The organism is Bacillus atrophaeus, assembly GCF_001584335.1.
Classification (GTDB): Bacteria; Bacillota; Bacilli; order Bacillales; family Bacillaceae; genus Bacillus; species Bacillus atrophaeus.
Genome location: NZ_LSBB01000018.1, coordinates 176,225 through 201,056 on the forward strand (window position 1 = coordinate 176,225; position 24,832 = coordinate 201,056).

The following is a 24,832-nucleotide window of genomic DNA, read 5'->3' on the forward strand; positions in this document are numbered from 1 at the left end:
GGATATAACCGAATGTTTTTTGAAAAAGGGGACAGGTTAACAATAGAGTTTTTGTGGAGGTGGGAATTTGAAACGATTACACCTGTTCGCTCTATTATGTTGCGTGTTTTTCCTTTTGGCACCTGATTCAAGTGAAGCAAAAATGCTGAAGAGACTTGACATTGAAAAGAGCGGAAATGCTTTTTGGGATATGAGATCAGAAAAAAAGAAGCTTTCATTAACATTTGACGACGGGCCTCATCCTGTATATACAGAGGCAATCTTAGATGTATTAGAAGAGAACGGAGTAAAGGCGACGTTTTTTTGTATCGGAAGCCGGTTAGACAAATACCCCTCGATCGCTAAACGGATCATACAACAAGGGCATGAAATCGGCAGTCATACAATGAATCATGTGTTTTTTGACCATTTAGATAAAGAGGAAGTAAAAAATGAGTTGGACAGTGCATCGGCAGAAATTGAGGCGCTGCAGCCGAATCAGCATAAACTATTTCGCCCGCCAGGAGGATCACTTAATGAAACCGCGTTTCAAACTCTTTTAGAAGAAGGCTATCAAGTTGTTATGTGGTCTTGGAACCAAGATCCCAAGGATTGGGCTAAACCCGGAAAAACGAAAATTGTAAACCATGTCGTCAGCAACGCCAAGGGAGGCGATATCATCCTTCTCCATGATGGCGGCGGCAACAGGCGCCAGACGGTTAAAGCTATTAAAGAAATCATACCCCAGCTCAAAAATAAGGGGTATGAATTTGTGAAAGTGTCCGACTTGTTAGGGAAGAGTTTTAACCCGGTACATATCCAATAACAGCATAAAGAGTTCTTGCGTTGAAAGCAGAATGAGAGAGGTGTACCATATGAAGTGTGGCTTTTGGGGGTGAAGATATGAAGCAAATTTGCATCCTTTTCCTTTTGGTCCTAGTAACAGCGGGATGTGAAGGAAGAGGGTACGAAGATGTTGTGGCATTTGGAGATAGTAATACACGCGGCTCTAATTGGAATTATCGTGATTATCCAAAAGCGCAGCAATGGGTGGACATACTGAAAACAGCTGAACGGGGAAACCTTGACATTCTGAATGCGGGAATAGGCGGACAAACGACCGAAGATGCGCGTTTGCGATTTGAAAGTGACGTGTTAGATCAAAAGCCCGAATATGTATTTATTATGTTCGGCACTAACGATGCTGCGATTTTGGCACAGGGAAAGCCAAGAGTATCAAAAACACGCTTTAAAGAAAACCTGACTTATTTTATAGAGGAAAGCAGAAAGCATAAAATAAAACCTATTTTGATGACGTGTATACCGATTATTGAAGGCAACGGAAAACATCATCTCTTTTATTATTCCCGTTATAAATCTTCTGTGTTTCAATCCAAAGGCGGTGCGCGAAAATGGCACAACTCATACAATGATATCACAAGAGAAGTCGCTGAAAATCTGAATGTGCCGCTGGTAGACAACTGGAAAAACTTCATAAAGGCCGAGGGCGGTAATGAGACGGATGAGGCGCTTATTCAATCAGGCTTGATCGATCCTTCCGGGAATCATATGACGCCTAAAGGTGCAAGAATCATATTTGAAGGCATAAAAGATGGGCGGGTATTGCAGCAGTAAGACGGACAGCTGCCTAAACCAATCTGATTCTCTTTCATAGGCTGTTATTGAATCTCTTGAAGGAGGCGGTTCAAATGTGCTGCGGTTTTCCGTATCCTGTTTACGGTCCGCCGCATAACGTAAGTGGGGGATACGGTTATGCTTTTTTCGTTGTTTTGCTTGTCGTACTTTTGGTGCTGGGCAGCCGGTATTGGATAACAATATGACTGTGAGCCCGCTTAAACACCTCTTCATTAGGGGTGTTTTTTGCTGAAAGTAGTAGTAAAGCGCGTAAATGTAGTGATATAATATCAGTCATCTGAGTAAAAAAAGGAAACACGCCCGGATTAAATAGAAGAATTTCCATTAAGAAGATACGGAAATAATATGTCCGAGCGATCTTCTTTTTATTTCGTTTTCAATTAACTCGATAAAGTCACGGTTTAAATTCATTTCATTTGCTTTGAAATAGGATTCTATTAATAATTCATCAGACAGCTTTCTCATGCTTGGCACCCAATTAATGGGATCGGCACCTCCTTAAAAGTTGGAATTATTTATTTGCAAGGAGCATAAAATAGCAGGTTGCGTTCATCTTAGGTTGAGGTTATCTTTAATCTACCATGAAATATAAATAAGAACAATCGTTCTGTTATCCACACCAAAAAGTGGATAACTTGTGAGTATCATGTTTATAATCTGTCTAAAGAGTGATGTTACAAGAGTGGATAGTGTGTGTAATTTTATCCACACCTGGTGAAGAAACCCAATTTTTGTCGAAATTTTTTTGCTCAGCTTGTCTTTACATACAAGTTTCGATCATTTTTGACAACGATGATGGAGATAGAAAGAAAAGGAAGGGTGCGGGTTTTGTTAAAAAAGTTTTTTTTACCTGACGAATTTGTGAAAAATATTTTTCATATTACGCCTGAAAAATTAAAAGAACGCAATGTTAAAGGAATTATCACGGACCTTGATAATACGCTCGTTGAATGGGACAGACCCAATGCGACGCCGCGCTTGATAGAATGGTTTGAGGAAATGAAGGAGCACGGCATTAAAGTGACGATTGTCTCCAATAATAATGAGAGAAGAGTAAAACTTTTCTCGGAACCGCTTGGAATTCCATTTATCTATAAGGCGAGAAAACCCATGGGAAAAGCTTTTAACAGAGCCGTCCGCAACATGGAGCTTAAAAAAGAGGATTGTGTCGTTATCGGCGATCAGCTGCTTACGGATGTGCTCGGCGGAAACAGAAACGGCTATCATACGATTCTGGTTGTGCCTGTCGCCTCTTCTGACGGAATGGTTACGCGCTTTAACCGCCAGGTCGAACGCAGAATACTGAGTGCCTTAAAACGAAAAGGGCACATTCAGTGGGAGGAGTAAGGAATGGAAAAGGTTGTTTGCATCGGCTGCGGAGTAACGATCCAAACCGAGGACAATAATGGTCTGGGCTACGCGCCGCCGGCATCGCTCACTAAAGAAAATGTGATCTGCCAGCGCTGCTTCAGACTGAAAAATTATAACGAAATTCAAGATGTTTCATTAACGGATGATGATTTTTTAAACATCCTGCACGGAATAGGAGAAACCGACTCTCTCATTGTGAAGATTGTCGATATCTTTGATTTTAACGGCAGTTGGATTAACGGATTGAACCGGCTCGTCGGAGGAAACCCGATTTTATTAGTCGGAAACAAAGCTGATATTCTCCCTAAATCATTAAAAAGAGAACGGCTGATTCAGTGGATGAAACGGGAAGCGAAGGAATACGGCCTGAAACCGCTGGATGTTTTTTTGGTCAGCGCAAGCCGCGGCCAAGGCATCAAAGAAGTCATTGATGCTATTGAGCATTACCGCCAAGGAAGAGACGTTTATGTTGTCGGCTGTACAAATGTGGGGAAATCAACGTTTATCAACCGTATCATTAAAGAAGTTTCTGGAGAAGAGAATATTATCACCACATCTCAATTCCCTGGCACAACGCTTGACGCCATTGAGATTCCGCTTGATGACGGCTCAGCGCTTTATGATACGCCGGGAATTATCAACCGCCATCAAATGGCGCATTACGTGAATAAACGGGACTTAAAAGTGCTTACGCCCAAAAAAGAATTGAAGCCGCGGACCTTCCAGCTAAATGATCAGCAAACGCTGTATTTCGGCGGACTTGCCAGATTCGATTATGTGTCAGGCGCAAGGTCTGCATTTGTCTGCTACATGCCGAATGATCTACTGATTCACAGAACAAAGCTGGAGAATGCGGATGCTCTTTATGAAAAGCACGCCGGGGAATTACTTACCCCGCCCGGAAAGGATGATATGGACGAGTTTCCGGAATTAACGGCCCATACATTTACGATCAAGGAACCGAAAACCGATATCGTTTTCTCGGGATTAGGCTGGGTAACGGTGCAGGAAGCAGAGAAAAAAATTACGGCTTACGCGCCAAAAGGCGTTCACGTATTTGTTCGCCGCTCGTTAATTTAATAAAAAGGGGAGAGGGAGAATGAAGCAGCTATACGGAGTAATCGGAAATCCAATCGGACATTCCATGTCGCCTGATATTCATAACGCAGCGTTGAAGGACCTGGGATTAGACGGACATTATCACGCATTCCAGGTGGAAAACGACAATCTGAAAGACGCGGTCAAAGGAATAAAGGCGCTTGGCATGATCGGAATAAACGTGACAGTCCCTCATAAGGTTGCAATCATGGAGCATCTGGATCATATTGATGAGAGCGCAAAGGTGCTTGGAGCCGTGAACACCGTCAGAACAGAAGGTGACATGCTTGTCGGTTATAATACTGACGGAGAAGGCTTTGTTAAGTCTTTGAGGAAAATATTAGACAAGCCTGTCCAAGATCTCTCTATATTGATGATCGGTGCCGGCGGAGCGGCGAGAGCGATTTTTACCACCATTGTCCGTGAGAATCCGAAACGGTTCGACATCTGCAACCGGACATTGGAGAAAGCGGAACAGCTTATCCAATCCAGTCCCTCTTTTCAAAATAAGCAAGTGCTGACAATAAAGGAAGCAGAAGAGAATCTTGAGCGATATGATGTCATAATCCATACCACATCTATTGGCATGTATCCGGACATAGATGCAGTGCCGATTTCTTTACAGCGTGCCGCAAACAGCGCTATTGTATGTGATATCGTCTACAATCCGATCCGGACGGCTCTCTTAAAACAAGCAGAGCAAAAAGGTCTGAGAACGCTGGATGGTGTCGGAATGTTTGTTGAACAGGCTGCCCTCTCATTCCAGTTATGGACGGGACAAGAACCGGATATCGATAAAATGAGAGCGATAGTAGAAGCAAAATTAGGAGGAAAAGAATGTTAACAGGAAAACAAAAACGAGTATTGCGCTCTAAAGCGCACCATTTAACGCCAATCTTTCAAGTAGGAAAAGGCGGAGTTAATGACAACATGATTAAACAAATTTCTGAAGCGCTTGAAGCGAGAGAGCTAATTAAAGTCAGTGTGCTTCAAAATTGCGAGCAAGATAAAGACGAGGTAGCAAAAGCGCTTGTTAAAGGAAGCCGCGCGCATTTGGTTCAAACGATCGGCAATACCATTGTTTTATATAAAGAATCAAAGGAAAATAAACAAATCGAGCTTCCGTAAAGGTGGTTGAGATGAAGAAAATTGGAATCTTCGGAGGAACGTTCGACCCTCCGCATAACGGTCATCTATTGATGGCAAACGAGGTACTGCATCAGGCGGGACTGGACGAAATATGGTTCATGCCGAATCAAATTCCGCCCCACAAACAGGATGCAGACTATACAGCCAGCATCCATCGGGTTGAAATGCTGAAGCTCGCAATCCGGTCAAATCCCTGCTTTAAACTGCAGCTGGCTGAAATGGAAAGGGAAGGCCCTTCTTATACCTTCGATACCGTTCGCTTATTAAAAGACCGTTATCCGAATGAGCAGCTCTACTTCATTATTGGCGCCGACATGATAGAGTTTTTGCCAAAATGGTATAAGCTGGACGAGCTGCTGAAGCTCATTCAATTTATCGGAGTGAAGCGTCCCGGTTTTCATATCGAAACCCCATATCCGCTTCTCTTTGCAGACGTTCCGGAATTTGAGGTATCATCAACTATGATTAGGGAACGGTTTAAAAGCAAGAAGCCCACTGACTACTTAATCCCTGATGAAGTGAAGAAGTATGTAGAGGAGAATGGTTTATATGAATCGTGAGGAGGCGCTTGCCTGCGTCAAGCAGCAGTTGACCGAACACAGATATATACACACGATAGGCGTCATGAATACAGCGATTGAACTTGCTGAGCGCTTCGGGGCGGACAGCAAAAAGGCAGAGACGGCGGCTATCTTTCATGATTATGCGAAATTTCGCCCAAAAGAAGAAATGAAGCAGATCATCATAAGAGAAAATATGCCTGAGCACCTGTTATCATATAATCCTGAGCTATGGCATGCTCCGGTCGGGGCTTATTTGGCGGAGAAAGAAGCCGGTATCACAGACGGGGAAGTTCTTGATGCGATCAGGTTTCATACATCAGGCCGTCCAGACATGACGCTTCTGGACAAAGTCATCTATGTAGCAGATTATATAGAACCCGGACGGAAATTTCCCGGCGTCGATGACGTCAGGGAGCTTGCCGAAACAGATTTGAATCAGGCGCTGATTCAGTCTCTCAAAAATACAATGATATTTCTTATGAAAAAAAATCAACCGGTTTTCCCAGACACGTTTGCGACGTATAACTCGCTGGTGTCTGCAAATTGATAGGAGGAATGTGTGGATGAATCAAGCTTCCATTTTAAAAATTGCAGCAACTGCCTGTGATGATAAACGAGCAGAAGATATTTTAGCATTAGATATGGAGGGAATCTCGCTTGTAGCGGATTATTTCCTTATCTGCCACGGTAATTCAGATAAACAGGTTCAGGCTATTGCACGCGAAATCAAAGACCAGGCCGAAGAAAACGGAATAGACGTGAAAAAAATGGAAGGGTTCGACGAGGCAAGATGGATTTTAGTTGACCTTGGAGATGTCATTGTCCATGTCTTCCATAAAGAAGAAAGAGGCTATTACAATTTAGAAAAGCTCTGGGGAGACGCGCCTCTTGCAGACCTTGAGTTCGGAATGAACTCATGATTTATCAAGGCTTCGCCAGCGTGTATGACGAATTAATGTCACACGCGCCGTACGATGAGTGGACAGACTGGATTGAAGCTTCTCTCCCTCAAAAAGGGCGGGTCCTTGATCTTGCGTGCGGCACCGGAGAAATCTCAATCCGGCTTGCTGAAAAAGGCTGGGAAGTCACTGGAATTGATATCAGTGAAGAAATGCTGTCATATGCCCAGCAAAAAGCGGCAGGCAAACAGCCGATTCTTTTTCTTCAGCAAGACATGAGAGAGCTTGAGGGATATGACGGGCAGTTTGATGCTGTTGTGATCTGCTGTGATTCCCTGAATTATTTAAAAAACAAAAATGATGTCATAAAAACGTTTAAAAGCGTTTTTCGAGTATTGAAGCCTGACGGCATTTTGCTGTTTGATGTTCATTCGCCTTATAAAATGGCTGAAATCTTCCCGGACAGCACATATGCGGATCAAGACGAAGAAATCAGCTGTATCTGGCAAAGCTTTGCCGGCGGCGAAGAGCTGTCTGTCGTGCATGACATGTCGTTTTTTGTGTGGAACGGAGAGGCTTATGACCGGTTTGATGAGACTCATGAGCAAAGAACCTTCCACATCAATGAATATGAGCAAATGTTAGAGGATACAGGCTTCAAACTGGAAAAGGTGACGGCTGATTTTTCAAACCTGCCGCCTTCATCGCAGTCTGAACGGTTATTCTTCTCCGCGCAGAAACTAAAAACCATCGTTTAATCAAAACGATGGTTTTTAAAATACCTTTTTCTGAAGTTGCGGACTTCTGCATGCTATGGCATACTCCCATTACACGAGAAATTGATCCTTCACCGCAGAAATATCCTCTTCATACTTAATATGTGTATTTTGAAACACTCGGTTGAACATATCCTGCACACCGCTTTCCAGCGCTTTGATCCCTTCTCCCGTAACGCCGCCTTTTACGCAAACTTTTTCCTGTAATGCAGGAAGAGTATACAATTCGCTTTCCAGCAGCTTTCCGAGTCCCACCAGCATTTCTTTCGACATAAGAATAGCGTCCTGTTTAGAAACGGACGTCTCTGAGACTGCCGCTTCAATAAATTGCTGTATAAGATAACTCATAAATGCAGGCCCGCAGCTTACGATATCAGACGCCACCCTTGTAATGTCACTTTCAATTTCCAGCGGCTTAGAAATACATCTCATAAGCCCGTTGATTTTTGTTTTCGCATCTTCCTGGCAGCTTTTTCCGAAAGTGACCAGTGAAACGCCCGCTAAAGCCCTGTTTGTAATACTCGGAATAACCCGCGCCACTTGACATGATACCACCTGCTCAAGCTGTTCGGTTTGAACCGGACTCGTAATCGAAATCAGAATCTGGTCTTTTCTTATATAAGGAGCAAGCCGGGCAAGTAAAGGGTATATATCCAGCGGTTTTACACAAATGAAAATCATTTCATTTTCCGTCACAATCTTTTCAAGACTTTCAGTTACCTGGATATTGCTGTAGCGGTTTTTTATCTTTAACGCTTTTTCAATCGTTCTGTTTGTAATTGTAATAGTTGAGGGATTGGCAGCTTTTGATTCGATGAACGACTCGATAAGGATTGTGCCCATATTTCCGGTGCCGATAAAGCCAATTTTCAATATTCTCCCCTCCTTCAGCCTTTATCCTCTAAACGATATTCAGTGAGAAATAAAAATATGACGAAAGCGGTGACCTTGAAAAAATGAATTGGTTTTACCAGCACAAAAAAATAATCTTAACGGCAGGTGGTGCTGTCATCTTCATCGTCATCCTGCTTATTTTTCCCGGCGCAAAGAAGCAGGAGCCTGTTCAGCAAATCACATCGTCGCCTGACACGGCGGGCACACAAGTTCAGCAGCAAGAATCGAAAGGTGATGCTGACGGAGAAAAAATTATCATTGATATTAAAGGCGCTGTCAAACATCCGGGTGTTTACGAATTGAAAACGGGAGACAGAGTTTCGCAGGCTATCGAAAAAGCGGGAGGCATTAATTCAGAGGCTGATGAAAAACAAGTAAATTTAGCTGAACTCCTGCAGGACGGCACTGTCGTGTACATTCCAAGTGAGGGGGAAGAGCCAACACAAAGCGCTGCCGCAAATGCTTCTGTGCAAAACGGAGCAGGAAAAGAGGCTTTGGTTAATATCAATACAGCGTCATTAGAGGAACTGCAGGCTATTTCCGGGGTCGGTCCGTCAAAAGCAGAAGCTATAATAGCTTATCGTGAAGAAAACGGAAAATTTCAAGCCGTTGAAGACATTACAAATGTCTCGGGAATCGGCGAAAAATCATTTGAGAAAATAAAATCAGCAATCACAGTTAAGTGAATTGACGGCTGGAAGCAATCATATGTAAACTAAAGGACAGGCAACACAACTTTTGGAGGGAACCAACGTGGAACGAATATCATGGAATCAATATTTTATGGCGCAAAGCCACTTGCTCGCGCTTCGCAGCACATGTCCGAGGCTATCTGTAGGGGCTACGATCGTGAGAGATAAAAGAATGATCGCGGGAGGATACAACGGATCAATAGCAGGCGGCGTACATTGCGCGGATGAAGGATGTTTCCTTATAGATGATCATTGTGCAAGAACAATCCATGCAGAGATGAATGCCATACTGCAATGCTCTAAATTTGGGGTGCCTACCGAAGGGGCCGAGATTTATGTTACTCATTACCCTTGCATCCAGTGCTGCAAATCCATCATACAAGCCGGAATTAAAACGGTTTATTTTGCAGAGGATTATAAAACACACCCTTATGCGAAGGAGTTATTTGAACAAGCCGGCGTGAAGGTTGAGCAGGTTGAGTTAGAAGAGATGATCATTGATCTGAAAAACCGCGAAAAGCTCTCATTTGTAGCGGGGCTTCTCCAGCAGCTGGCTGATTCAGGCCTTGAAGAGGACGAGCTGAAAAAAATACATGAACATGCCAACCAGCTGTTCACAAGCTACGTGTGATAATGAATGAAGAACACACGCCTTCTTTTGCCTCTGGCGGCAGCATCAGCAACGGCTGGCATAGCTGCTGCCTCCTTTTTCTCCGCACTTCTCATATTCGTTTTATCACTCTTCTTTGTTTATATCAAAACAAAACAGCTCTCACTCGTTTTTGTTAGTTTATCGGCTTTTACGATCTATTTTTTCTTAACCTCTGTTATCGATTCTCATAATGTATCGTCCTATGACATCGGCACTTATAAGCTTCGGGCAGTGATTCAGGAAATTCCAAAGATTGACGGAGACCGTATGTCCATGGTAGTTCGAACGCCGGATGGGGAAAAGTGGGCTTCATCATATAAAATGGAGTCGCTTGCTGAAAAGGAAAAACTTTCACAGATAGAGCCAGGGACGGCTTGTACGTTTACCGGTTCTTTAGAAAAGCCGAAAAACGCAACGGTTCCCGGCACTTTCGATTATAAACAGTATCTGTACAGCCAGCATATTCACTGGAATTACTCGATAACAGCAATCCAAAATTGCAGCACGGCAGATGGAATACAGTATAGGCTTTTAAGCGTGAGAAAGTCTCTTATTTCATTTGTGAATGACCATGTTCCGGAATCCTCAGCAGGCATCGTGCAGGCGCTCATCCTGGGTGACAGATTTTATCTTATGGACGATGTGCTGGAAGCGTATCAAAAGCTCGGAGTTGTCCATCTGCTTGCGATTTCAGGGCTTCATGTAGGTATTGTGACAGCTGGTATATTCTATGTGCTCATTCGAATTGGGATAACGAGAGAGAAGGCTGCCATTCTGCTGCTGTTGTTTTTGCCTGTTTATACGATTTTAACCGGAGCGGCTCCGTCTGTGATGCGCGCAGCTCTTATGTCAGGGCTTTATTTTATCGGCAGTTTGTGGGGAAAGCGTATGAACCCTTCAATAGTGATCTGTCTTTCTTGTTTAATTCTCCTTTTGTTTAATCCGTATCATCTTTTTCAAATAGGGTTTCAGCTCTCATTTGCCGTAAGTTTCTCTTTAATACTTTCTTCCTCTATTTTCAAGAAACTTCAAAGCGGGGGACTCGTGCAGCTCGCCATGGTGTCACTCATCGCTCAGCTTGGATCGCTTCCCATCCTTATCTATTATTTTCAGCAGTTTTCTCTTATCAGTATACCGATGAATATCATTATGGTGCCTTTTTATACGATGTTTGTCATGCCGTTTTCTATGATAGGTTTTCTTTTGTTAAGTTTGTCTGAGCCGGTCGGTGAGTACCTGTTTTATTGGTTTGATTACATCATGTGCTGGAGTGACAAGCTGATAAAGTATGCTGCAGACATTGAGCAATTTACAGTGATTGCAGCCCGTCCAAATGCGCTTGTCTTGTTTGGGCTGATTGGATCTATCGTTGTTTTGCTGACAGCCATGGAGAAATCCGCCCTTTACCAAAGACTTCTGTCTGTGCTGCTCTTTATCGCAATGCTTTTTCTGGTGGTTATTTTTCCTCGCCTGGACCCCGAGGGAGAAGTGGATATGCTTGATATCGGTCAGGGAGACAGCATGTTTATCAGCGCTCCGTATCAGCGCGGCCATGTGATGATAGACACTGGAGGAATCCTTTCATACTTAACAGAGCCATGGAGGGAAAAACGGCATCCTTTTTCGCTTAGCGAAAAGGTGCTCATTCCTTTCTTAACAGCAAAAGGCATTAAACAGCTTGATGCCTTAATTTTGACTCATGCGGACCAAGACCATATAGGGGAAGCAAAGGTTCTGATCAAGCGGCATAAAGTCAAACAGCTCATTGTGCCGAAAGGATTTGTTTCTGAACCGAATGATGAAAAAGTGCTGCGGACCGCACAGCAAGAGGGAATTCGCATTACAGAGGTTAAACGAGGCGACACCTTTCAGATAAAGGATTTACAGTTTCGCGTACTGTCGCCTGAGACTCCCGACCTGAACAGCAAAAATAACTCTTCTCTCGTGCTATGGATGAAAACAGGTCATCTCAGCTGGGTGCTGACAGGCGATCTCGAAAAGGAAGGGGAACAGGAGATCATGAAAGCTTTTCCGGATCTAAAAGCGGATATTTTAAAGGTGGGGCATCATGGCAGTAAAGGATCTACCGGAGAAGAGTTTGTCCGCCACCTGAAACCAAAGGCGGCAATTATTTCTGCCGGTGAGGATAATCGGTATCACCATCCCCATCAGGAAGTCCTTGATATACTGAAAGCTCATTCTGTCCGCATTTTCCGCACTGATCAAAGCGGGACGATCCAATACAGATTTAAAAGCGGGTTTGGAACCTTTTCTGTCTATCCTCCATATGATACAACAGGTATGACGGAGACGAACTAAAAAAGACTGCCGATAATATCAGCAGCCCGGGCAATCGCTGTTAGGAACCGACAAGGTGAATAACTGTTGCCATAACAAACAAGAAGGCGAAAAATCCAAAGGACACAACAAAACCAACAGCTGAGTCTACAGCATCATTTCGTTTGCTTTGAACGTTTTTTTCAAAATCATTCAATTTTACCCCTCCTGACTAACTTAAGTATAATGGAATCATTTTGAAAAATCTAGAAGTGAAGGTAACGTTTTCTGTTCTTGTGATTATCGCCTTTTTACAAGTTGACCCGGGGGCTTGCGATCAGGCGTTTACTATAAATGAGGAAGCTGTTCTTTGGCTTCCTCTTTACTATTTGCCGATCACAATTTAGGATAGAAGGGGATGAAGAAAGAGAGGAAGTCGTACAACAATGGTATTTGATGTGTGGAAAAGCCTGCAAAAAGGAGATGTCCATCCTGTTTATTGTTTATATGGAAAAGAGACATACTTGCTCCAAGAGACCATCGGCCGGATCAGACAGGCTGTGATTGATCAGGAGACAAAGGATTTTAACCTGTCTGTTTTTGATCTTGAAGAGGATCCCCTGGACCTTGCTGTAGCGGACGCTGAAACATTTCCGTTTATGGGAGAGCGCCGTCTTGTGATCGTGAAAAATCCGTACTTTCTGACAGGGGAAAAAAAGAAAGAAAAAGTTGAGCACAACGTCAGTGCGCTGGAGGCATACATACAAGAACCGGCCCCTTACACAGTTTTTGTGCTGCTGGCGCCTTATGAGAAGCTCGATGAACGGAAAAAGCTGACGAAAGCGCTGAAAAAGAAGGCGTTTATGGTGGAAGCAAAAGAGTTGAATGCGAAGGAAACGACGGATTTTACAATGAATCTGGCGAAAACAGAACATAAAATAATCCGTGAGGAAGCGGCGGAGCATTTGGTGCTGCTCGTTAACGGGCATCTGTCATCCATCTATCAAGAAATTCAAAAGCTCTGCACTTATATCGGCGAGCGTGAAGAAATTATGCTTGATGATGTCAAGGCGCTTGTGGCGAGGAGCTTAGAGCAGAATATTTTTGAGCTGATCAATAAAATCGTAAATCGAAAACGGACGGAAAGCCTGCAGATTTTCTATGATTTGCTTAAGCAAAATGAAGAGCCCATTAAGATTATGGCTCTTATCTCAAATCAATTCCGGCTGATTTTACAGACAAAGTATTTTGCCGAACAAGGCTACGGACAAAAACAGATTGCTGCTAATTTAAAAGTCCATCCCTTCCGGGTGAAACTTGCAATGGACCAAGCAAGGCTTTTTTCAGAAGCGGAGCTGAGGCATATCATTGAAAGCCTCGCCGTAATGGACTATGAAATGAAAACGGGAAAAAAGGACAAGCAGCTGCTGCTTGAATTATTTCTTTTGCAGCTTTTAAAGGTAAACGAAAAAAACGATCCTCAATATTGAGGATCGTTGCTTTTTTATGCAGAAAGTCCGTTCACTTTTTTAGCTAAGCTTGATTTGTATCGAGCTGCGGCATTTTTGTGTACAAGACCTGTTTTCACTGCTTTATCAATACGTTTAGCTGCTTCAGAAAGAGCAGTTTTCGCTTTGTCAGCTTCGTTGTTAGCAACTGAAGCTTCCACTTGTTTGATTGCAGTACGCATAGCAGATTTGATTGTCGCGTTATGAGCGCGGCGTTCGTTATTAGTTTTTGTACGTTTAATCGCTGATTTAATGTTTGGCATGTGTTTCACCTCCTAAGATACAACCTGTAGCACAGTGTCTTAAGGTTAAATCTTCTTCACAATAGAACAAATTGTATTCTATCAAACACACCTTTAGATTGCAATATAAATGTAAAGTATTTTTCGTTGAAGGCCCTCCGGCCGAATGTTTTGTTTTACAAATGGCAACAATACTTGTAATGAAAATTGGAGGAGGTCCTGACAGTGAAAAAGAGTGAGCTGGATGTGAATCAGTTTTTGATACGTACGGATTTGGCAGTGGAAACAAAGGAAGCCATGGCCGGCCAGGCTGCTCCGAAAAAAGAGATTCAAGGTTTCATCGAAAAGGAACGCGATAAAGGCGGCATCAAAATCAGAACCGTTGATATTACAGAGGAAGGCGCGAAGCTTTCTGGGAAAAAACAGGGACGGTATTTAACCATTGAAGCCCAAGGAATCAGAGAGCACGATTCGGAAATGCAGGAGAAGGTGGTAGAGGTATTTGCGGAAGAATTCTCCTCATTCCTGAAAAATTTAAAGATCCCTAAGGATGCGAGCTGTTTAATCGTCGGCCTTGGAAACTGGAACGTTACCCCTGATGCTCTCGGTCCGAATGTCGTTGAAAATCTGTTAGTGACAAGGCATCTGTTTAAGCTTCAGCCGGAAAACGTGCAGGAAGGGTACAGGCCTGTCAGCGCGCTTGCACCCGGTGTAATGGGTTTAACGGGCATTGAAACAAGCGATATTATTCAAGGTGTCATCGAGCAGTCCAAGCCTGATTTTGTTATTGCCATTGATGCGCTTGCGGCTCGGGCGGTCGAAAGAGTCAATACGACGATTCAAATATCGGACACAGGCATCCATCCGGGCTCCGGAGTCGGCAATAAACGCAAGGAATTGAGTAATGACACACTCGGGATTCCGGTTATCGCGATCGGCGTTCCGACAGTGGTAGACGCGGTAACGATTGCGAGTGATACGGTAGATTACATATTGAAGCATTTTGGCAGAGAAATGAAAGATGACAGTCCGTCAAGATCTCTTGTGCCGGCAGGGATGAGTTTTGGGAAAAAGAAAGTCCTCACTGAAGAGGACCTGCCCGATCCGGAACAGCGAAAATCGTTCCTCGGCATTGTCGGATCACTTGAAGAACAGGAGAAACGCCAGCTGATTCAAGAAGTCCTTTCGCCTCTAGGCCATAACTTAATGGTGACGCCAAAAGAAGTGGATACCTTTATTGATGATATGGCGAATGTTTTGGCAAACGGTTTAAACACCGCGCTCCATGAAAAAATTTCTCAAGATAATAAGGGGTCCTACAATCACTAAATTGTTCTACTTCCTCTAGCTTGTTCATAGAGTAATTACTAGACAAGCGTTGGAGGGATTCGAACAATGAGAAAAAAACGCAGAAACCGTCAAATTGTTGTAGCGGTGAACGGTGCGAATGCGGTTAAAGGCATTTTTTTGTTTATCGCAAGTCTATTAGTGATATTTATTTTATCTGGTGTGCTGACGTCTCTCCGTCCGGAACTCAGGCCCTCATCCAATTCCCTCTACGGATTTGCGGATGAATTGCCGGGAGACGTATTTGCACACTTGCTTCGGATGGAGAACCATTACTTCGCATCTGATCTTTCTGATACAGAGAGCAGCTCATTCCATCTTTCACGGCTTTCTTTAAAATTGGCCACAAGCATCAATCTCGAAGATCCGCGGAGTTTTCTTGGCCGCGAGCTGCCCGGTTTTTCTCAATTCGATACAGAAATCCTCGTTGCAGGACAAGGGACAGACTATACAAACATGCCGTCAGAATCTCCTCCGCCATCCGAAGTCATGCAGGAAGAGAAGGAAGCTAATCTTGCAGAGATTGAAAACCAGCAAACGAAAAAAGAAAATACAGAACAAGAACCGCCGAAACAGACAACGGGTGATCGAAAGGTTGTTTATATTTACCACACTCATAATACGGAATCCTATCTCCCTCTGCTGAAAGGAGAAACAAATCCCGACATGGCGCGTCATTCTAAAGCCAATGTGACGCTTGTCGGAGGGATGTTCGGCAAAGCGCTGGAAGCACAAGGGGTCGGCGCAACTGTTGATAAAACCGATATTCAGGCCAAGCTGAATAAAAAGGGCTTAAATTACGCGAGATCCTATGATGAATCAAGACCGGTCGTCAAAGAAGCGCTGACGAAAAATAAGAACCTGCAGTATATCATTGATATCCATAGAGACTCCAAACGCAAGAAAAATACTACGACAACGATCAAAGGGAAGAGCTATGCCCGATTGGCGTTTGTCGTCGGCAGAAAAACCGCAAATTTTGAACAAAACTACAAGCTTGCAAGTGAACTTCATAAACTGATGGAGAAAAAATATCCCGGCCTTAGCACGGGCGTTTTCTCAAAAGGCTCACCTGGCGATAATGGCGTATACAACCAAGACCTGAACGACAGAGCCCTGCTGCTCGAATTTGGCGGCGTTGATAATAATTTAGAAGAGCTGCAGCATACGGCGGATGCAACAGCTGATGTCTTCAGCGAACTATTCTGGGATGCGGAGAAAGTAAATGCTGATTCTGGCGACAAGAAAAAACAATAAGAAATCAGGTGGTTCAAATTGATTGGATATGCCGGCAAGTGTCTGCTGATTGTCATCGTTATGTTTTTAGGCGTTTTGTTTGGCATGCAGCAGGCCAATAACGGAATGCTTGATATGAAAGGTTATCATGACCCCTCTTTAAAAGGCGCATTTACGCTTACAGACGGAGAAAACAATGAAAAAGAAGCATCCATTCTCGGCCAAACAGTGACAACGAAAGATTTGGAAGAGAAGCAAAAAGAACTGGAGCAGGTGGAATCGTTTAATGTTTTCTCAAAGACGGGAAAAGCACTTTCAGATACAGTGACAAACACAGCGCAAGCCGTTTATAACTGGATGCTTGAGTTAAGAGAGTAGAGTGAGAAAAAGAGAAAAGCGGCCCGGATAGGCAGGGAGCTTTTCTCTTTCTCGTTTTACATTGAATCTTTACAATCCTATTGATATAATCTAAGCTAGTGTATTTTGCGTTTAATAGTAGGAGTGATAGATTGTGACAGATAAAGAAAAGCGTTTAGAGAGGCAGTCGAGAATTCGGAATTTCTCCATTATCGCCCATATTGACCACGGTAAATCCACCTTAGCGGATCGGATTTTAGAAAAAACGTCGGCAATCACTCAACGAGAAATGAAAGAACAATTGCTTGATTCCATGGATCTTGAACGTGAACGGGGCATTACCATTAAATTAAACTCCGTTCAGCTGAAATACAAAGCAAAAGACGGTGAAGAATATATTTTTCACCTGATTGATACGCCGGGGCACGTCGATTTCACATATGAAGTGTCGCGAAGCCTTGCAGCCTGTGAGGGAGCGATACTTGTCGTTGACGCGGCTCAGGGAATCGAAGCCCAGACGCTGGCTAACGTCTACTTGGCGCTTGATAACGATCTTGAAATCCTTCCGGTCATCAATAAAATCGACCTTCCGAGCGCAGAGCCGGAACGTGTGCGGCAAGAAGTGGAAGATGTTATCGGGCTTGACGCCTCAGAAGCTGTTCTCGCTTCTGCGAAAGCCGGAATCGGCATAGAGGAAATTTTAGAGCAGATCGTTGAAAAAGTGCCTGCTCCGACAGGCGATCCGGAAGCGCCGCTTAAAGCTCTTATTTTCGACTCTCTTTATGACGCTTACCGCGGTGTCGTGGCTTATATCAGAGTCGTTGAAGGAACGGTAAAGCCAGGGCAAAAAATTAGAATGATGGCAACGGGAAAAGAATTTGAAGTAACAGAAGTCGGCGTGTTCACCCCGAAAGCGACTCCGACCGATGAACTGACAGTCGGTGACGTAGGCTTTTTGACTGCGGCTATTAAAAACGTCGGAGACACCCGCGTCGGTGACACGATAACAAGCGCGGCCAATCAAGCTGCCGAAGCATTGCCTGGATATCGCAAGCTTAACCCGATGGTGTATTGCGGTTTGTATCCGATCGATACGGCCAAATACAACGATTTAAGGGAAGCTCTTGAAAAGCTTGAGCTGAATGACTCATCGCTTCAATATGAAGCAGAGACATCCCAAGCGCTCGGATTCGGTTTCCGCTGCGGATTTTTAGGTATGCTTCACATGGAAATCATTCAGGAGCGGATTGAGCGTGAGTTTAAAATCGACCTGATCACAACAGCACCGAGTGTTATATATGATGTGTATATGACAGACGGCGAAAAAGTGGTGGTTGATAATCCGTCAAATATGCCTGATCCTCAAAAGATAGAACGGATAGAAGAGCCGTATGTAAAAGCGACAATGATGGTGCCGAACGATTATGTCGGTGCAGTGATGGAGCTTTGCCAAGGAAAACGCGGCAATTTTATCGACATGCAATATTTAGACGCAAATCGCGTCAGCATTGTCTATGACATGCCATTAGCGGAAATCGTCTATGAGTTTTTTGACCAGCTTAAATCAAGCACAAAAGGCTACGCGTCCTTTGACTATGAACTGATCGGCTACAAACCGTCTCAACTTGTCAAAATGGACATTATGCTGAACGGAGAAAAAATCGACGCCCTTTCATTTATCGTGCATCGCGATTACGCGTACGAACGCGGAAAAGTAATTGTAGAAAAACTGAAAGAGCTCATTCCGCGCCAGCACTTTGAAGTACCGATTCAAGCGGCGATCGGCCAGAAAATCGTGGCACGCTCCACCATTAAAGCCATGCGTAAGAACGTATTGGCTAAATGTTACGGCGGAGACATCTCGCGAAAACGGAAACTTCTTGAAAAGCAAAAAGAAGGAAAACGCCGAATGAAGCAGGTCGGCTCTGTCGAAGTGCCGCAAGAAGCATTTATGGCGGTCCTCAAAATGGACGACAGTCCGAAAAAATAATAGAAGCCGCCGCAGTCCAGCACTGCGGCTTCTTTCTTTAAAAGAAGGTGGAACCATTGAAATCAGCGTATATTCATATCCCGTTTTGTGAGCATATTTGCCACTACTGTGATTTCAATAAATATTTTATTCAAAGTCAGCCTGTCGACGAGTACTTAAACTCGCTCGAGAAGGAAATGATAAATACAGTTGCGAAAACAGGACAGCCGAAGCTGGATACCATTTTTATAGGAGGCGGCACGCCGACCTCCCTGTCTGAAGCGCAGCTCGAAAAATTGATGGACATCGTTCATCGCGTGCTTAAGCCTTCAAGCCCTCTTCCGGAATTCGCAGTTGAAGCAAACCCGGATGATCTCTCAGCTGAGAAATTAAAGGTGTTGAAAGGCGCGGGAGTCAACCGGCTGAGCTTTGGCGTCCAAACCTTTGAAGACGACCTGCTGAAAAAAATCGGAAGGGTGCACAAAAAGAAGGATGTTTTCACATCGTTTGAACGGGCGAGAGCGCTCGGTTTTGAGAACATTAGTCTTGATTTGATGTTCGGCCTGCCGGGGCAAACATTGGAGCATCTTGATCAATCCCTGCAAACCGCTTTATCTTTGAATGCAGAGCATTATTCCGTATATTCGCTTATTGTAGAACCCAAAACCGTTTTTTATAACCTGATGCAAAAAGGGCGGCTGCATTTGCCGGCTCAAGATCAGGAAGCAGAAATGTATGAACTTGTGATGCGGCAAATGAGCGATGCAAATATCCATCAATATGAGATTAGCAACTTTGCAAAACCGGGGCTGGAATCAAAGCATAATCTGACGTATTGGAGCAATGAAGATTACTTCGGATTCGGAGCGGGTGCACACGGGTATATCAACGGGGTGCGGACAGTAAACGCCGGCCCGGTCAAACACTATATTGACCTTATCAACGAGAAAGGATTTCCTTACAGAGACACACATGAGGTGACGAAAGAGGAACAAATCGAAGAAGAGCTTTTTCTCGGCCTCAGAAAAACAGCCGGTGTCAGCAAAAAAAGATTCTTTGAGAAATACGGGTGTTCACTGGACGAACTGTTCGCCCATGTCCTGCGCGGCCTTTCAGATAAGGGTCTGATTCATAACACAGAAAGTTCCGTATCCCTGACCCATAATGGCAAATTGCTGGGGAATGAAGTTTTTGGCGCATTTTTGGGTGAGTTATAATTGACATTTTTCTAATGGTTTGTTACTTTTGATATACAATTAGCACTCGTTCATTGAGAGTGCTAACAGAGGTGATGATGATGTTAACCAATCGTCAGCTGCTGATCCTGCAGGTTATTATTAATGATTTTATCCAATCTGCACAGCCTGTAGGATCAAGAACTCTTTCGAAAAAAGATGAAATCACATTTAGCTCCGCAACAATCAGAAACGAGATGGCTGACTTGGAGGAACTGGGTTTTATCGAAAAAACTCATTCTTCCTCAGGGCGTGTTCCGTCAGAAAAAGGGTATCGGTATTATGTTGATCATTTACTGTCACCTGTCAAACTGACAAAGACAGACCTAAGCTTAATCCACTCGATTTTTAAAGAGAAAATTTTCGAGCTGGAGAAAACCGTTCAAAAATCGGCGCAAATTCTATCCGAGCTCACGAACTATACATCCATCGTACTCGGGCCAAAGCTGAGCGAGAATTATCTTAAACAGATTCAAATCGTTCCGATCCAGCCTGACAAGGCTGTAGCGATCCTTGTCACAAACACCGGGCATGTGGAAAACAAAACGATTAATTTCCCTGCCAAAATGGATCTGTCTGATATTGAAAAGCTGGTCAATATATTGAACGACCGATTAACCGGCGTTCCGATGGATGAGCTGAACGAGCGTATTTTTAAAGAAGTTGTCATGTATCTCAGACAGCATATCACCAATTATGACAATATACTTGATGCGCTGCGTTCTACATTTCATTCCACAAGCCACGTCGAAAAGTTGTTTTTCGGCGGCAAGATTAACATGCTGAACCAGCCGGAGTTTCATGACATTGCCAGAGTCAGATCGCTGCTTTCTTTAATTGAAAAAGAGCAGGACGTCTTGAGGCTGTTTCAATCAGCTGAAACAGGCATTTCCATTAAAATCGGGAAAGAAAACGATTATGAAGAGATGGAAAATTGCAGCCTGATTACTGCAACCTATACTGTAGATACAAAGCAAATAGGATCAATCGCAATCATCGGCCCGACCCGCATGGACTATTCCCGGGTTGTCAGCCTGCTGCAGCATGTGACTTCAGACTTGTCAAAAGCATTAACAACTTTGTATGATGAATAAGGGAATTTTGGCAAATTTTATCGAAGGGTGTATATAACCCTTCTCCTTTACACTTTGAGGGAGGTGAACACAATGTCAGAAGAAAAACAAACCACAGAACAAAATGAAGCAGAAGAACAAGAAGTGATGGAAGAACAAGCCGCAGCAGAAGAGCAGCAAGAAGAAACAAACGAAGGCGAACTTCTTCAAAATCAAATTAACGAACTGCAAGGTTTGCTGGATGAAAAGGAAAATAAAATTTTGCGTGTTCAAGCAGACTTTGAAAATTATAAACGACGCAGCCGTTTAGAAATGGAAGCGTCCCAGAAGTACCGTTCTCAAAACATCGTGACTGATTTGCTGCCGGCTCTTGACAGCTTTGAAAGAGCGCTTCAGGTTGAAGCCGACAATGAACAGACGAAAAGTTTGCTCCAAGGAATGGAAATGGTCCACCGCCAGCTTTTAGACGCGCTGAAAAACGAAGGCGTGGAAGCAATCGAAGCTGTCGGACAAGAGTTTGACCCGAACCTTCACCAGGCCGTTATGCAGGTTGAAGATGAAAACTACGGCTCAAACATCGTTGTAGAAGAAATGCAAAAAGGCTACAAGCTGAAGGATCGCGTTATCCGTCCTTCCATGGTAAAAGTAAATCAATAATTACATAGCAGGAGGTAATTCAAGTGAGTAAAGTAATCGGAATCGACTTAGGTACAACAAACTCATGTGTTGCAGTGCTTGAAGGCGGCGAGCCAAAAGTAATTGCAAACGCTGAAGGAAACCGCACAACTCCATCAGTTGTCGCGTTTAAAAACGGCGAACGCCAAGTAGGGGAAGTGGCAAAACGCCAATCTATCACAAACCCAAACACAATCATGTCTATCAAACGCCATATCGGGACTGATTATAAAGTAGATGTAGAAGGAAAAGACTACACACCTCAAGAGGTGTCAGCTATCATCCTTCAGCACCTTAAATCATACGCTGAAAGCTACCTTGGCGAAACGGTGTCAAAAGCCGTTATCACAGTACCGGCTTACTTCAATGACGCAGAACGCCAAGCAACAAAAGATGCTGGTAAAATTGCAGGACTTGAAGTAGAACGTATTATCAACGAGCCGACTGCTGCAGCACTTGCTTACGGCCTTGACAAAACAGATGAAGATCAGACAATCCTTGTATACGACCTTGGCGGCGGTACATTCGACGTGTCAATCCTTGAATTGGGCGACGGCGTTTTCGAAGTACGCTCAACTGCAGGTGACAACCGTCTTGGCGGAGACGATTTTGACCAAGTCATCATCGACCACCTTGTAGCTGAATTTAAAAAAGAAAACGGAATCGACCTTTCAAAAGACAAAATGGCGCTTCAGCGTTTAAAAGATGCTGCTGAAAAAGCGAAGAAAGATCTTTCAGGCGTTTCGTCTACTCAAATTTCTTTACCGTTTATCACAGCTGGAGAAGCAGGACCGCTTCACTTGGAGCTTACGCTTTCCCGCGCTAAATTCGAAGAGCTTTCTGCTCATTTAGTGGAACGCACAATGGGACCTGTACGTCAGTCGCTTCAAGATGCAGGCCTGTCTGCAAGCGAAATTGACAAAGTTATTCTTGTCGGCGGATCAACTCGTATCCCGGCTGTACAAGAAGCAATCAAGAAAGAAACAGGCAAAGAAGCTCATAAAGGCGTAAACCCTGATGAAGTGGTTGCTCTTGGCGCTGCCATTCAAGGCGGAGTTATCACTGGCGATGTAAAAGACGTTGTGCTTCTTGACGTTACACCGCTTTCTCTCGGTATTGAAACAATGGGCGGCGTGTTCACGAAACTGATCGACCGCAACACAACAATTCCGACAAGTAAGTCACAAGTGTTCTCAACTGCCGCTGACAACCAAACGGCTGTTGATATCCACGTTCTTCAAGGTGAGCGTCCAATGTCTGCGGACAACAAAACACTAGGCCGCTTCCAGCTTTCTGACATTCCGCCGGCACCGCGCGGCGTACCGCAAATCGAAGTTTCTTTCGATATTGACAAAAACGGTATCGTAAATGTAAGAGCGAAAGATTTAGGAACAGGAAAAGAGCAAAACATCACAATCAAATCTTCTTCAGGTCTTTCTGATGATGAGATCGAACGCATGGTAAAAGAAGCGGAAGAAAATGCTGACGCTGATGCCAAGAAAAAAGAAGAAATCGAAGTCCGCAACGAAGCCGATCAGCTTGTTTTCCAAACAGAGAAAACATTAAAAGATCTTGAAGGCAAAGTGGACGAAGAGCAAGTGAAAAAAGCGAACGATGCTAAAGAAGCATTGCAAGCTGCGATTGAGAAAAACGAATTTGAAGACATCAAAGCGAAAAAAGATGAGCTTCAAGCAATCGTTCAAGAGCTTTCCATGAAGCTTTATGAAGAGGCTGCAAAACAAGCGCAGCAAGCTGAAGGCGCAGGAAAAGCGGATGACAATGTTGTAGATGCTGAGTACGAAGAAGTAAACGACGACGATCAAAACAAAAAATAAGTTTTTTTCGGAAGCCCGTCCATCCGGCGGGCATCCAAAAGAACTGCTTTTCACAAACTGATTCAATGGTTAGAAAGTCAAAGTCAGGCATCTCTTGGCTTTGACTTTTTTTCTTGCCCGGGATAAAAGGAATTGAAAAAACACAATTCAAAGTGATACAATCTAATTTATGTGAGAAAATCGGGAGAGTGAACGAGATGAGTAAGCGTGATTACTATGAAGTGCTGGGAGTAAGTAAGAGCGCTTCAAAGGATGAAATCAAAAAGGCCTATCGAAAGCTTTCTAAAAAGTATCATCCTGATATTAATAAAGAAGCAGGATCAGATGAAAAGTTCAAAGAGGTTAAAGAAGCGTATGAAGCGCTGTCTGATGACCAGAAACGCGCGCAATACGACCAATTTGGGCATACTGACCCTAACCATGGCTTTGGCGGCGGCGGTTTTGGCGGCGGCGGAGATTTCGGAGGCTTTGGCTTCGACGATATTTTCTCCAGTATTTTCGGCGGCGGAACGAGACGGAGAGACCCGAATGCACCGCGTCAGGGAGCGGATTTACAGTATACAATGACATTGTCATTTGAAGATGCGGTCTTTGGAAAAGAAACAATCATTGAGATCCCGCGCGAGGAAACTTGTGAAACGTGTAAAGGGTCAGGCGCAAAGCCGGGCACGAAGCCTGACACATGTTCACAGTGCGGCGGCTCCGGCCAATTAAATGTTGAGCAGAATACGCCGTTTGGAAAAGTTGTAAACAGACGAGTCTGCCATCATTGTGAAGGCACGGGAAAAATCATTAAGCATAAATGTGCGGACTGCGGCGGCGGCGGAAAAGTCAAAAAACGCAAGAAAATTAACATTACAATTCCGGCGGGTGTTGACGACGGCCAGCAGCTTCGGGTGCCGGGTCAAGGTGAACCGGGTGTAAACGGTGGACCGGCGGGAGATTTATTTGTCGTATTCCATGTGCGCGCGCATGAATTTTTCGAGCGTGACGGAGACGATATTTACTGCGAAATGCCATTAACTTTCGCGCAAGTCGCTCTTGGAGATGAAGTGGAAGTGCCGACGCTTCACGGGAAAGTGAAGTTGAAAATCCCGGCAGGAACACAAACCGGAACGAAATTCAGACTAAGAGGCAAAGGCGTACAAAATGTCAGAGGCTACGGTCAAGGCGACCAGCATATCGTCGTGCGTGTCGTGACACCGACCAATTTGACAGATAAACAAAAAGAGATTATCCGCGATTTTGCAGAAGTCAGCGGAAATCTGCCTGATGAGCAAGAAATGAGTTTTTTTGATAAAGTAAAGCGCGCATTTAAAGGCGAGTAAGATTGAATAGAGGAGTTGGTA

Annotated in this window: 29 protein-coding genes; 25 read left to right on the top strand and 4 right to left on the bottom strand. The window is 44.0% G+C overall.

The annotated features are described in order from the left end of the window. Positions 1-67 precede the first annotated feature (67 nt). The 3 genes from AXI57_RS09655 to AXI57_RS22280 all read left to right on the top strand — a co-directional run bounded on the left by AXI57_RS09655 (position 68) and on the right by AXI57_RS22280 (position 1,820). The gene (locus tag AXI57_RS09655) at positions 68-805 is read left to right on the top strand and encodes a polysaccharide deacetylase family protein (protein ID WP_061669957.1); all 738 of its coding nucleotides are present in this window, start codon (positions 68-70) and stop codon (positions 803-805) included. A 77-nt stretch (positions 806-882) separates the two neighbouring features. Then, positions 883-1,614 (top strand): SGNH/GDSL hydrolase family protein, encoded by a 732-nt coding sequence (locus tag AXI57_RS09660; RefSeq protein ID WP_061669958.1) that lies wholly within the window; start codon positions 883-885, stop codon positions 1,612-1,614. 74 nt (positions 1,615-1,688) lie between these two features. Next, positions 1,689-1,820: a hypothetical protein gene (locus AXI57_RS22280; RefSeq protein WP_255265360.1), complete on the top strand. Its 132-nt coding sequence runs from the start codon at positions 1,689-1,691 to the stop codon at positions 1,818-1,820. A 139-nt stretch (positions 1,821-1,959) separates the two neighbouring features. Here the strand turns inward: AXI57_RS22280 and sda are convergent, their stop codons facing one another. Next, positions 1,960-2,100 (bottom strand): sporulation histidine kinase inhibitor Sda, encoded by a 141-nt coding sequence (gene sda, locus AXI57_RS09665; RefSeq protein WP_003325380.1) that lies wholly within the window; start codon positions 2,098-2,100, stop codon positions 1,960-1,962. Between the two features lie 363 nt (positions 2,101-2,463). On the opposite strand from sda, the gene AXI57_RS09670 reads away from it, so the two are divergent. The 8 genes from AXI57_RS09670 to AXI57_RS09705 are packed head-to-tail and all read left to right on the top strand — an operon-like array spanning position 2,464 to position 7,473. Then, entirely contained in the window at positions 2,464-2,982 is a 519-nt protein-coding gene (locus AXI57_RS09670; RefSeq protein ID WP_003325381.1) for a YqeG family HAD IIIA-type phosphatase, read from the top strand. Between the two features lie 3 nt (positions 2,983-2,985). After that, entirely contained in the window at positions 2,986-4,086 is a 1,101-nt protein-coding gene (yqeH, locus tag AXI57_RS09675) for a ribosome biogenesis GTPase YqeH (RefSeq protein WP_003325382.1), read from the top strand. A 19-nt stretch (positions 4,087-4,105) separates the two neighbouring features. Next, positions 4,106-4,948, top strand: a complete 843-nt coding sequence (gene aroE, locus AXI57_RS09680) for a shikimate dehydrogenase (RefSeq protein ID WP_061669959.1) — start codon at positions 4,106-4,108, stop codon at positions 4,946-4,948. Continuing rightward, positions 4,942-5,232, top strand: coding sequence for a ribosome assembly RNA-binding protein YhbY (gene yhbY / locus AXI57_RS09685; RefSeq protein WP_003325384.1), 291 nt, complete (start codon positions 4,942-4,944; stop codon positions 5,230-5,232). Before aroE ends, yhbY begins: the two co-directional genes overlap by 7 nt. Before the next feature lie 11 nt (positions 5,233-5,243). Continuing rightward, complete coding sequence (locus AXI57_RS09690) at positions 5,244-5,813, top strand: nicotinate-nucleotide adenylyltransferase (RefSeq protein WP_003325385.1); 570 nt, start codon at positions 5,244-5,246, stop codon at positions 5,811-5,813. Beyond that, the gene (gene yqeK / locus AXI57_RS09695) at positions 5,803-6,363 is read left to right on the top strand and encodes a bis(5'-nucleosyl)-tetraphosphatase (symmetrical) YqeK (protein ID WP_010789259.1); all 561 of its coding nucleotides are present in this window, start codon (positions 5,803-5,805) and stop codon (positions 6,361-6,363) included. The genes AXI57_RS09690 and yqeK overlap by 11 nt, the downstream gene beginning before the upstream one ends. Before the next feature lie 16 nt (positions 6,364-6,379). Further along, a complete protein-coding gene (gene rsfS / locus AXI57_RS09700) occupies positions 6,380-6,736 on the top strand; it encodes a ribosome silencing factor (protein WP_003325387.1) in 357 nt (118 codons plus the stop codon). Further along, positions 6,733-7,473 (top strand): class I SAM-dependent methyltransferase, encoded by a 741-nt coding sequence (locus tag AXI57_RS09705; RefSeq protein ID WP_003325388.1) that lies wholly within the window; start codon positions 6,733-6,735, stop codon positions 7,471-7,473. The genes rsfS and AXI57_RS09705 overlap by 4 nt, the downstream gene beginning before the upstream one ends. Before the next feature lie 69 nt (positions 7,474-7,542). Here the strand turns inward: AXI57_RS09705 and comER are convergent, their stop codons facing one another. Next, a complete protein-coding gene (gene comER, locus AXI57_RS09710; protein WP_010789257.1) occupies positions 7,543-8,364 on the bottom strand; it encodes a late competence protein ComER in 822 nt (273 codons plus the stop codon). Between the two features lie 83 nt (positions 8,365-8,447). Between comER and AXI57_RS09715 the strand changes: the two genes are divergently transcribed. The 3 genes from AXI57_RS09715 (at position 8,448) to AXI57_RS09725 (ending at position 12,048) form a co-directional block, all read left to right on the top strand. Beyond that, complete coding sequence (locus AXI57_RS09715) at positions 8,448-9,071, top strand: helix-hairpin-helix domain-containing protein (RefSeq protein ID WP_061669960.1); 624 nt, start codon at positions 8,448-8,450, stop codon at positions 9,069-9,071. A 67-nt stretch (positions 9,072-9,138) separates the two neighbouring features. Next, positions 9,139-9,708 carry a ComE operon protein 2 gene (locus AXI57_RS09720; protein ID WP_003325392.1) on the top strand — a complete coding sequence of 190 codons (570 nt, stop codon included), beginning with the start codon at positions 9,139-9,141 and terminating at the stop codon, positions 9,706-9,708. Between the two features lie 6 nt (positions 9,709-9,714). Further along, positions 9,715-12,048, top strand: a complete 2,334-nt coding sequence (locus tag AXI57_RS09725) for a DNA internalization-related competence protein ComEC/Rec2 (protein ID WP_061669961.1) — start codon at positions 9,715-9,717, stop codon at positions 12,046-12,048. Between the two features lie 40 nt (positions 12,049-12,088). On the opposite strand, the gene AXI57_RS20835 is transcribed toward AXI57_RS09725, so the two are convergent. Next, positions 12,089-12,223, bottom strand: a complete 135-nt coding sequence (locus AXI57_RS20835; protein ID WP_003229983.1) for a YqzM family protein — start codon at positions 12,221-12,223, stop codon at positions 12,089-12,091. Positions 12,224-12,263: 40 nt separating this feature from the next. On the opposite strand from AXI57_RS20835, the gene AXI57_RS21730 reads away from it, so the two are divergent. Both AXI57_RS21730 and holA read left to right on the top strand, forming a co-directional pair. Continuing rightward, on the top strand, positions 12,264-12,413 hold the full coding sequence (locus tag AXI57_RS21730; protein ID WP_010789254.1) for a hypothetical protein: 150 nt from the start codon (positions 12,264-12,266) through the stop codon (positions 12,411-12,413). 39 nt (positions 12,414-12,452) lie between these two features. Continuing rightward, a complete protein-coding gene (gene holA, locus AXI57_RS09730) occupies positions 12,453-13,496 on the top strand; it encodes a DNA polymerase III subunit delta (protein WP_010789253.1) in 1,044 nt (347 codons plus the stop codon). A gap of 14 nt (positions 13,497-13,510) precedes the next feature. Here holA and rpsT read toward each other — a convergent pair whose 3' ends face one another. After that, positions 13,511-13,777, bottom strand: a complete 267-nt coding sequence (gene rpsT, locus AXI57_RS09735; protein ID WP_003325396.1) for a 30S ribosomal protein S20 — start codon at positions 13,775-13,777, stop codon at positions 13,511-13,513. Between the two features lie 204 nt (positions 13,778-13,981). Between rpsT and gpr the strand changes: the two genes are divergently transcribed. The 9 genes from gpr to dnaJ all read left to right on the top strand — a co-directional run bounded on the left by gpr (position 13,982) and on the right by dnaJ (position 24,811). Beyond that, positions 13,982-15,085, top strand: coding sequence for a GPR endopeptidase (gpr, locus tag AXI57_RS09740; RefSeq protein WP_003325397.1), 1,104 nt, complete (start codon positions 13,982-13,984; stop codon positions 15,083-15,085). Positions 15,086-15,151: 66 nt separating this feature from the next. Beyond that, entirely contained in the window at positions 15,152-16,360 is a 1,209-nt protein-coding gene (gene spoIIP / locus AXI57_RS09745) for a stage II sporulation protein P (protein ID WP_061669962.1), read from the top strand. Positions 16,361-16,378: 18 nt separating this feature from the next. Next, a complete protein-coding gene (locus tag AXI57_RS09750) occupies positions 16,379-16,717 on the top strand; it encodes a YqxA family protein (protein ID WP_004429433.1) in 339 nt (112 codons plus the stop codon). A gap of 133 nt (positions 16,718-16,850) precedes the next feature. Continuing rightward, on the top strand, positions 16,851-18,686 hold the full coding sequence (lepA, locus tag AXI57_RS09755) for a translation elongation factor 4 (protein WP_004429435.1): 1,836 nt from the start codon (positions 16,851-16,853) through the stop codon (positions 18,684-18,686). A gap of 56 nt (positions 18,687-18,742) precedes the next feature. After that, a complete protein-coding gene (gene hemW / locus AXI57_RS09760) occupies positions 18,743-19,882 on the top strand; it encodes a radical SAM family heme chaperone HemW (RefSeq protein ID WP_061669963.1) in 1,140 nt (379 codons plus the stop codon). Positions 19,883-19,962: 80 nt separating this feature from the next. Next, the gene (hrcA, locus tag AXI57_RS09765; protein ID WP_004429439.1) at positions 19,963-20,994 is read left to right on the top strand and encodes a heat-inducible transcriptional repressor HrcA; all 1,032 of its coding nucleotides are present in this window, start codon (positions 19,963-19,965) and stop codon (positions 20,992-20,994) included. Between the two features lie 72 nt (positions 20,995-21,066). Next, positions 21,067-21,630 carry a nucleotide exchange factor GrpE gene (gene grpE / locus AXI57_RS09770; protein ID WP_004429442.1) on the top strand — a complete coding sequence of 188 codons (564 nt, stop codon included), beginning with the start codon at positions 21,067-21,069 and terminating at the stop codon, positions 21,628-21,630. A 23-nt stretch (positions 21,631-21,653) separates the two neighbouring features. Next, positions 21,654-23,483 carry a molecular chaperone DnaK gene (dnaK, locus tag AXI57_RS09775; protein ID WP_061669964.1) on the top strand — a complete coding sequence of 610 codons (1,830 nt, stop codon included), beginning with the start codon at positions 21,654-21,656 and terminating at the stop codon, positions 23,481-23,483. Between the two features lie 197 nt (positions 23,484-23,680). After that, a complete protein-coding gene (dnaJ, locus tag AXI57_RS09780) occupies positions 23,681-24,811 on the top strand; it encodes a molecular chaperone DnaJ (RefSeq protein ID WP_061669965.1) in 1,131 nt (376 codons plus the stop codon). Positions 24,812-24,832: the final 21 nt, after the last annotated feature.

Coding starts and splice junctions, on each gene's coding strand:
- AXI57_RS09660 (WP_061669958.1), top strand. CDS start 883: ATGAAGCAAATTTGCATCCTTTTCCTTTTGGTCCTAGTAACAGCGGGA.
- AXI57_RS22280 (WP_255265360.1), top strand. CDS start 1,689: ATGTGCTGCGGTTTTCCGTATCCTGTTTACGGTCCGCCGCATAACGTA.
- sda (WP_003325380.1), bottom strand. CDS start 2,100: ATGAGAAAGCTGTCTGATGAATTATTAATAGAATCCTATTTCAAAGCA.
- yqeH (WP_003325382.1), top strand. CDS start 2,986: ATGGAAAAGGTTGTTTGCATCGGCTGCGGAGTAACGATCCAAACCGAG.
- aroE (WP_061669959.1), top strand. CDS start 4,106: ATGAAGCAGCTATACGGAGTAATCGGAAATCCAATCGGACATTCCATG.
- yhbY (WP_003325384.1), top strand. CDS start 4,942: ATGTTAACAGGAAAACAAAAACGAGTATTGCGCTCTAAAGCGCACCAT.
- AXI57_RS09690 (WP_003325385.1), top strand. CDS start 5,244: ATGAAGAAAATTGGAATCTTCGGAGGAACGTTCGACCCTCCGCATAAC.
- yqeK (WP_010789259.1), top strand. CDS start 5,803: ATGAATCGTGAGGAGGCGCTTGCCTGCGTCAAGCAGCAGTTGACCGAA.
- rsfS (WP_003325387.1), top strand. CDS start 6,380: ATGAATCAAGCTTCCATTTTAAAAATTGCAGCAACTGCCTGTGATGAT.
- AXI57_RS09705 (WP_003325388.1), top strand. CDS start 6,733: ATGATTTATCAAGGCTTCGCCAGCGTGTATGACGAATTAATGTCACAC.
- AXI57_RS09715 (WP_061669960.1), top strand. CDS start 8,448: ATGAATTGGTTTTACCAGCACAAAAAAATAATCTTAACGGCAGGTGGT.
- AXI57_RS09725 (WP_061669961.1), top strand. CDS start 9,715: ATGAAGAACACACGCCTTCTTTTGCCTCTGGCGGCAGCATCAGCAACG.
- holA (WP_010789253.1), top strand. CDS start 12,453: ATGGTATTTGATGTGTGGAAAAGCCTGCAAAAAGGAGATGTCCATCCT.
- rpsT (WP_003325396.1), bottom strand. CDS start 13,777: ATGCCAAACATTAAATCAGCGATTAAACGTACAAAAACTAATAACGAA.
- spoIIP (WP_061669962.1), top strand. CDS start 15,152: ATGAGAAAAAAACGCAGAAACCGTCAAATTGTTGTAGCGGTGAACGGT.
- hrcA (WP_004429439.1), top strand. CDS start 19,963: ATGTTAACCAATCGTCAGCTGCTGATCCTGCAGGTTATTATTAATGAT.
- grpE (WP_004429442.1), top strand. CDS start 21,067: ATGTCAGAAGAAAAACAAACCACAGAACAAAATGAAGCAGAAGAACAA.
- dnaJ (WP_061669965.1), top strand. CDS start 23,681: ATGAGTAAGCGTGATTACTATGAAGTGCTGGGAGTAAGTAAGAGCGCT.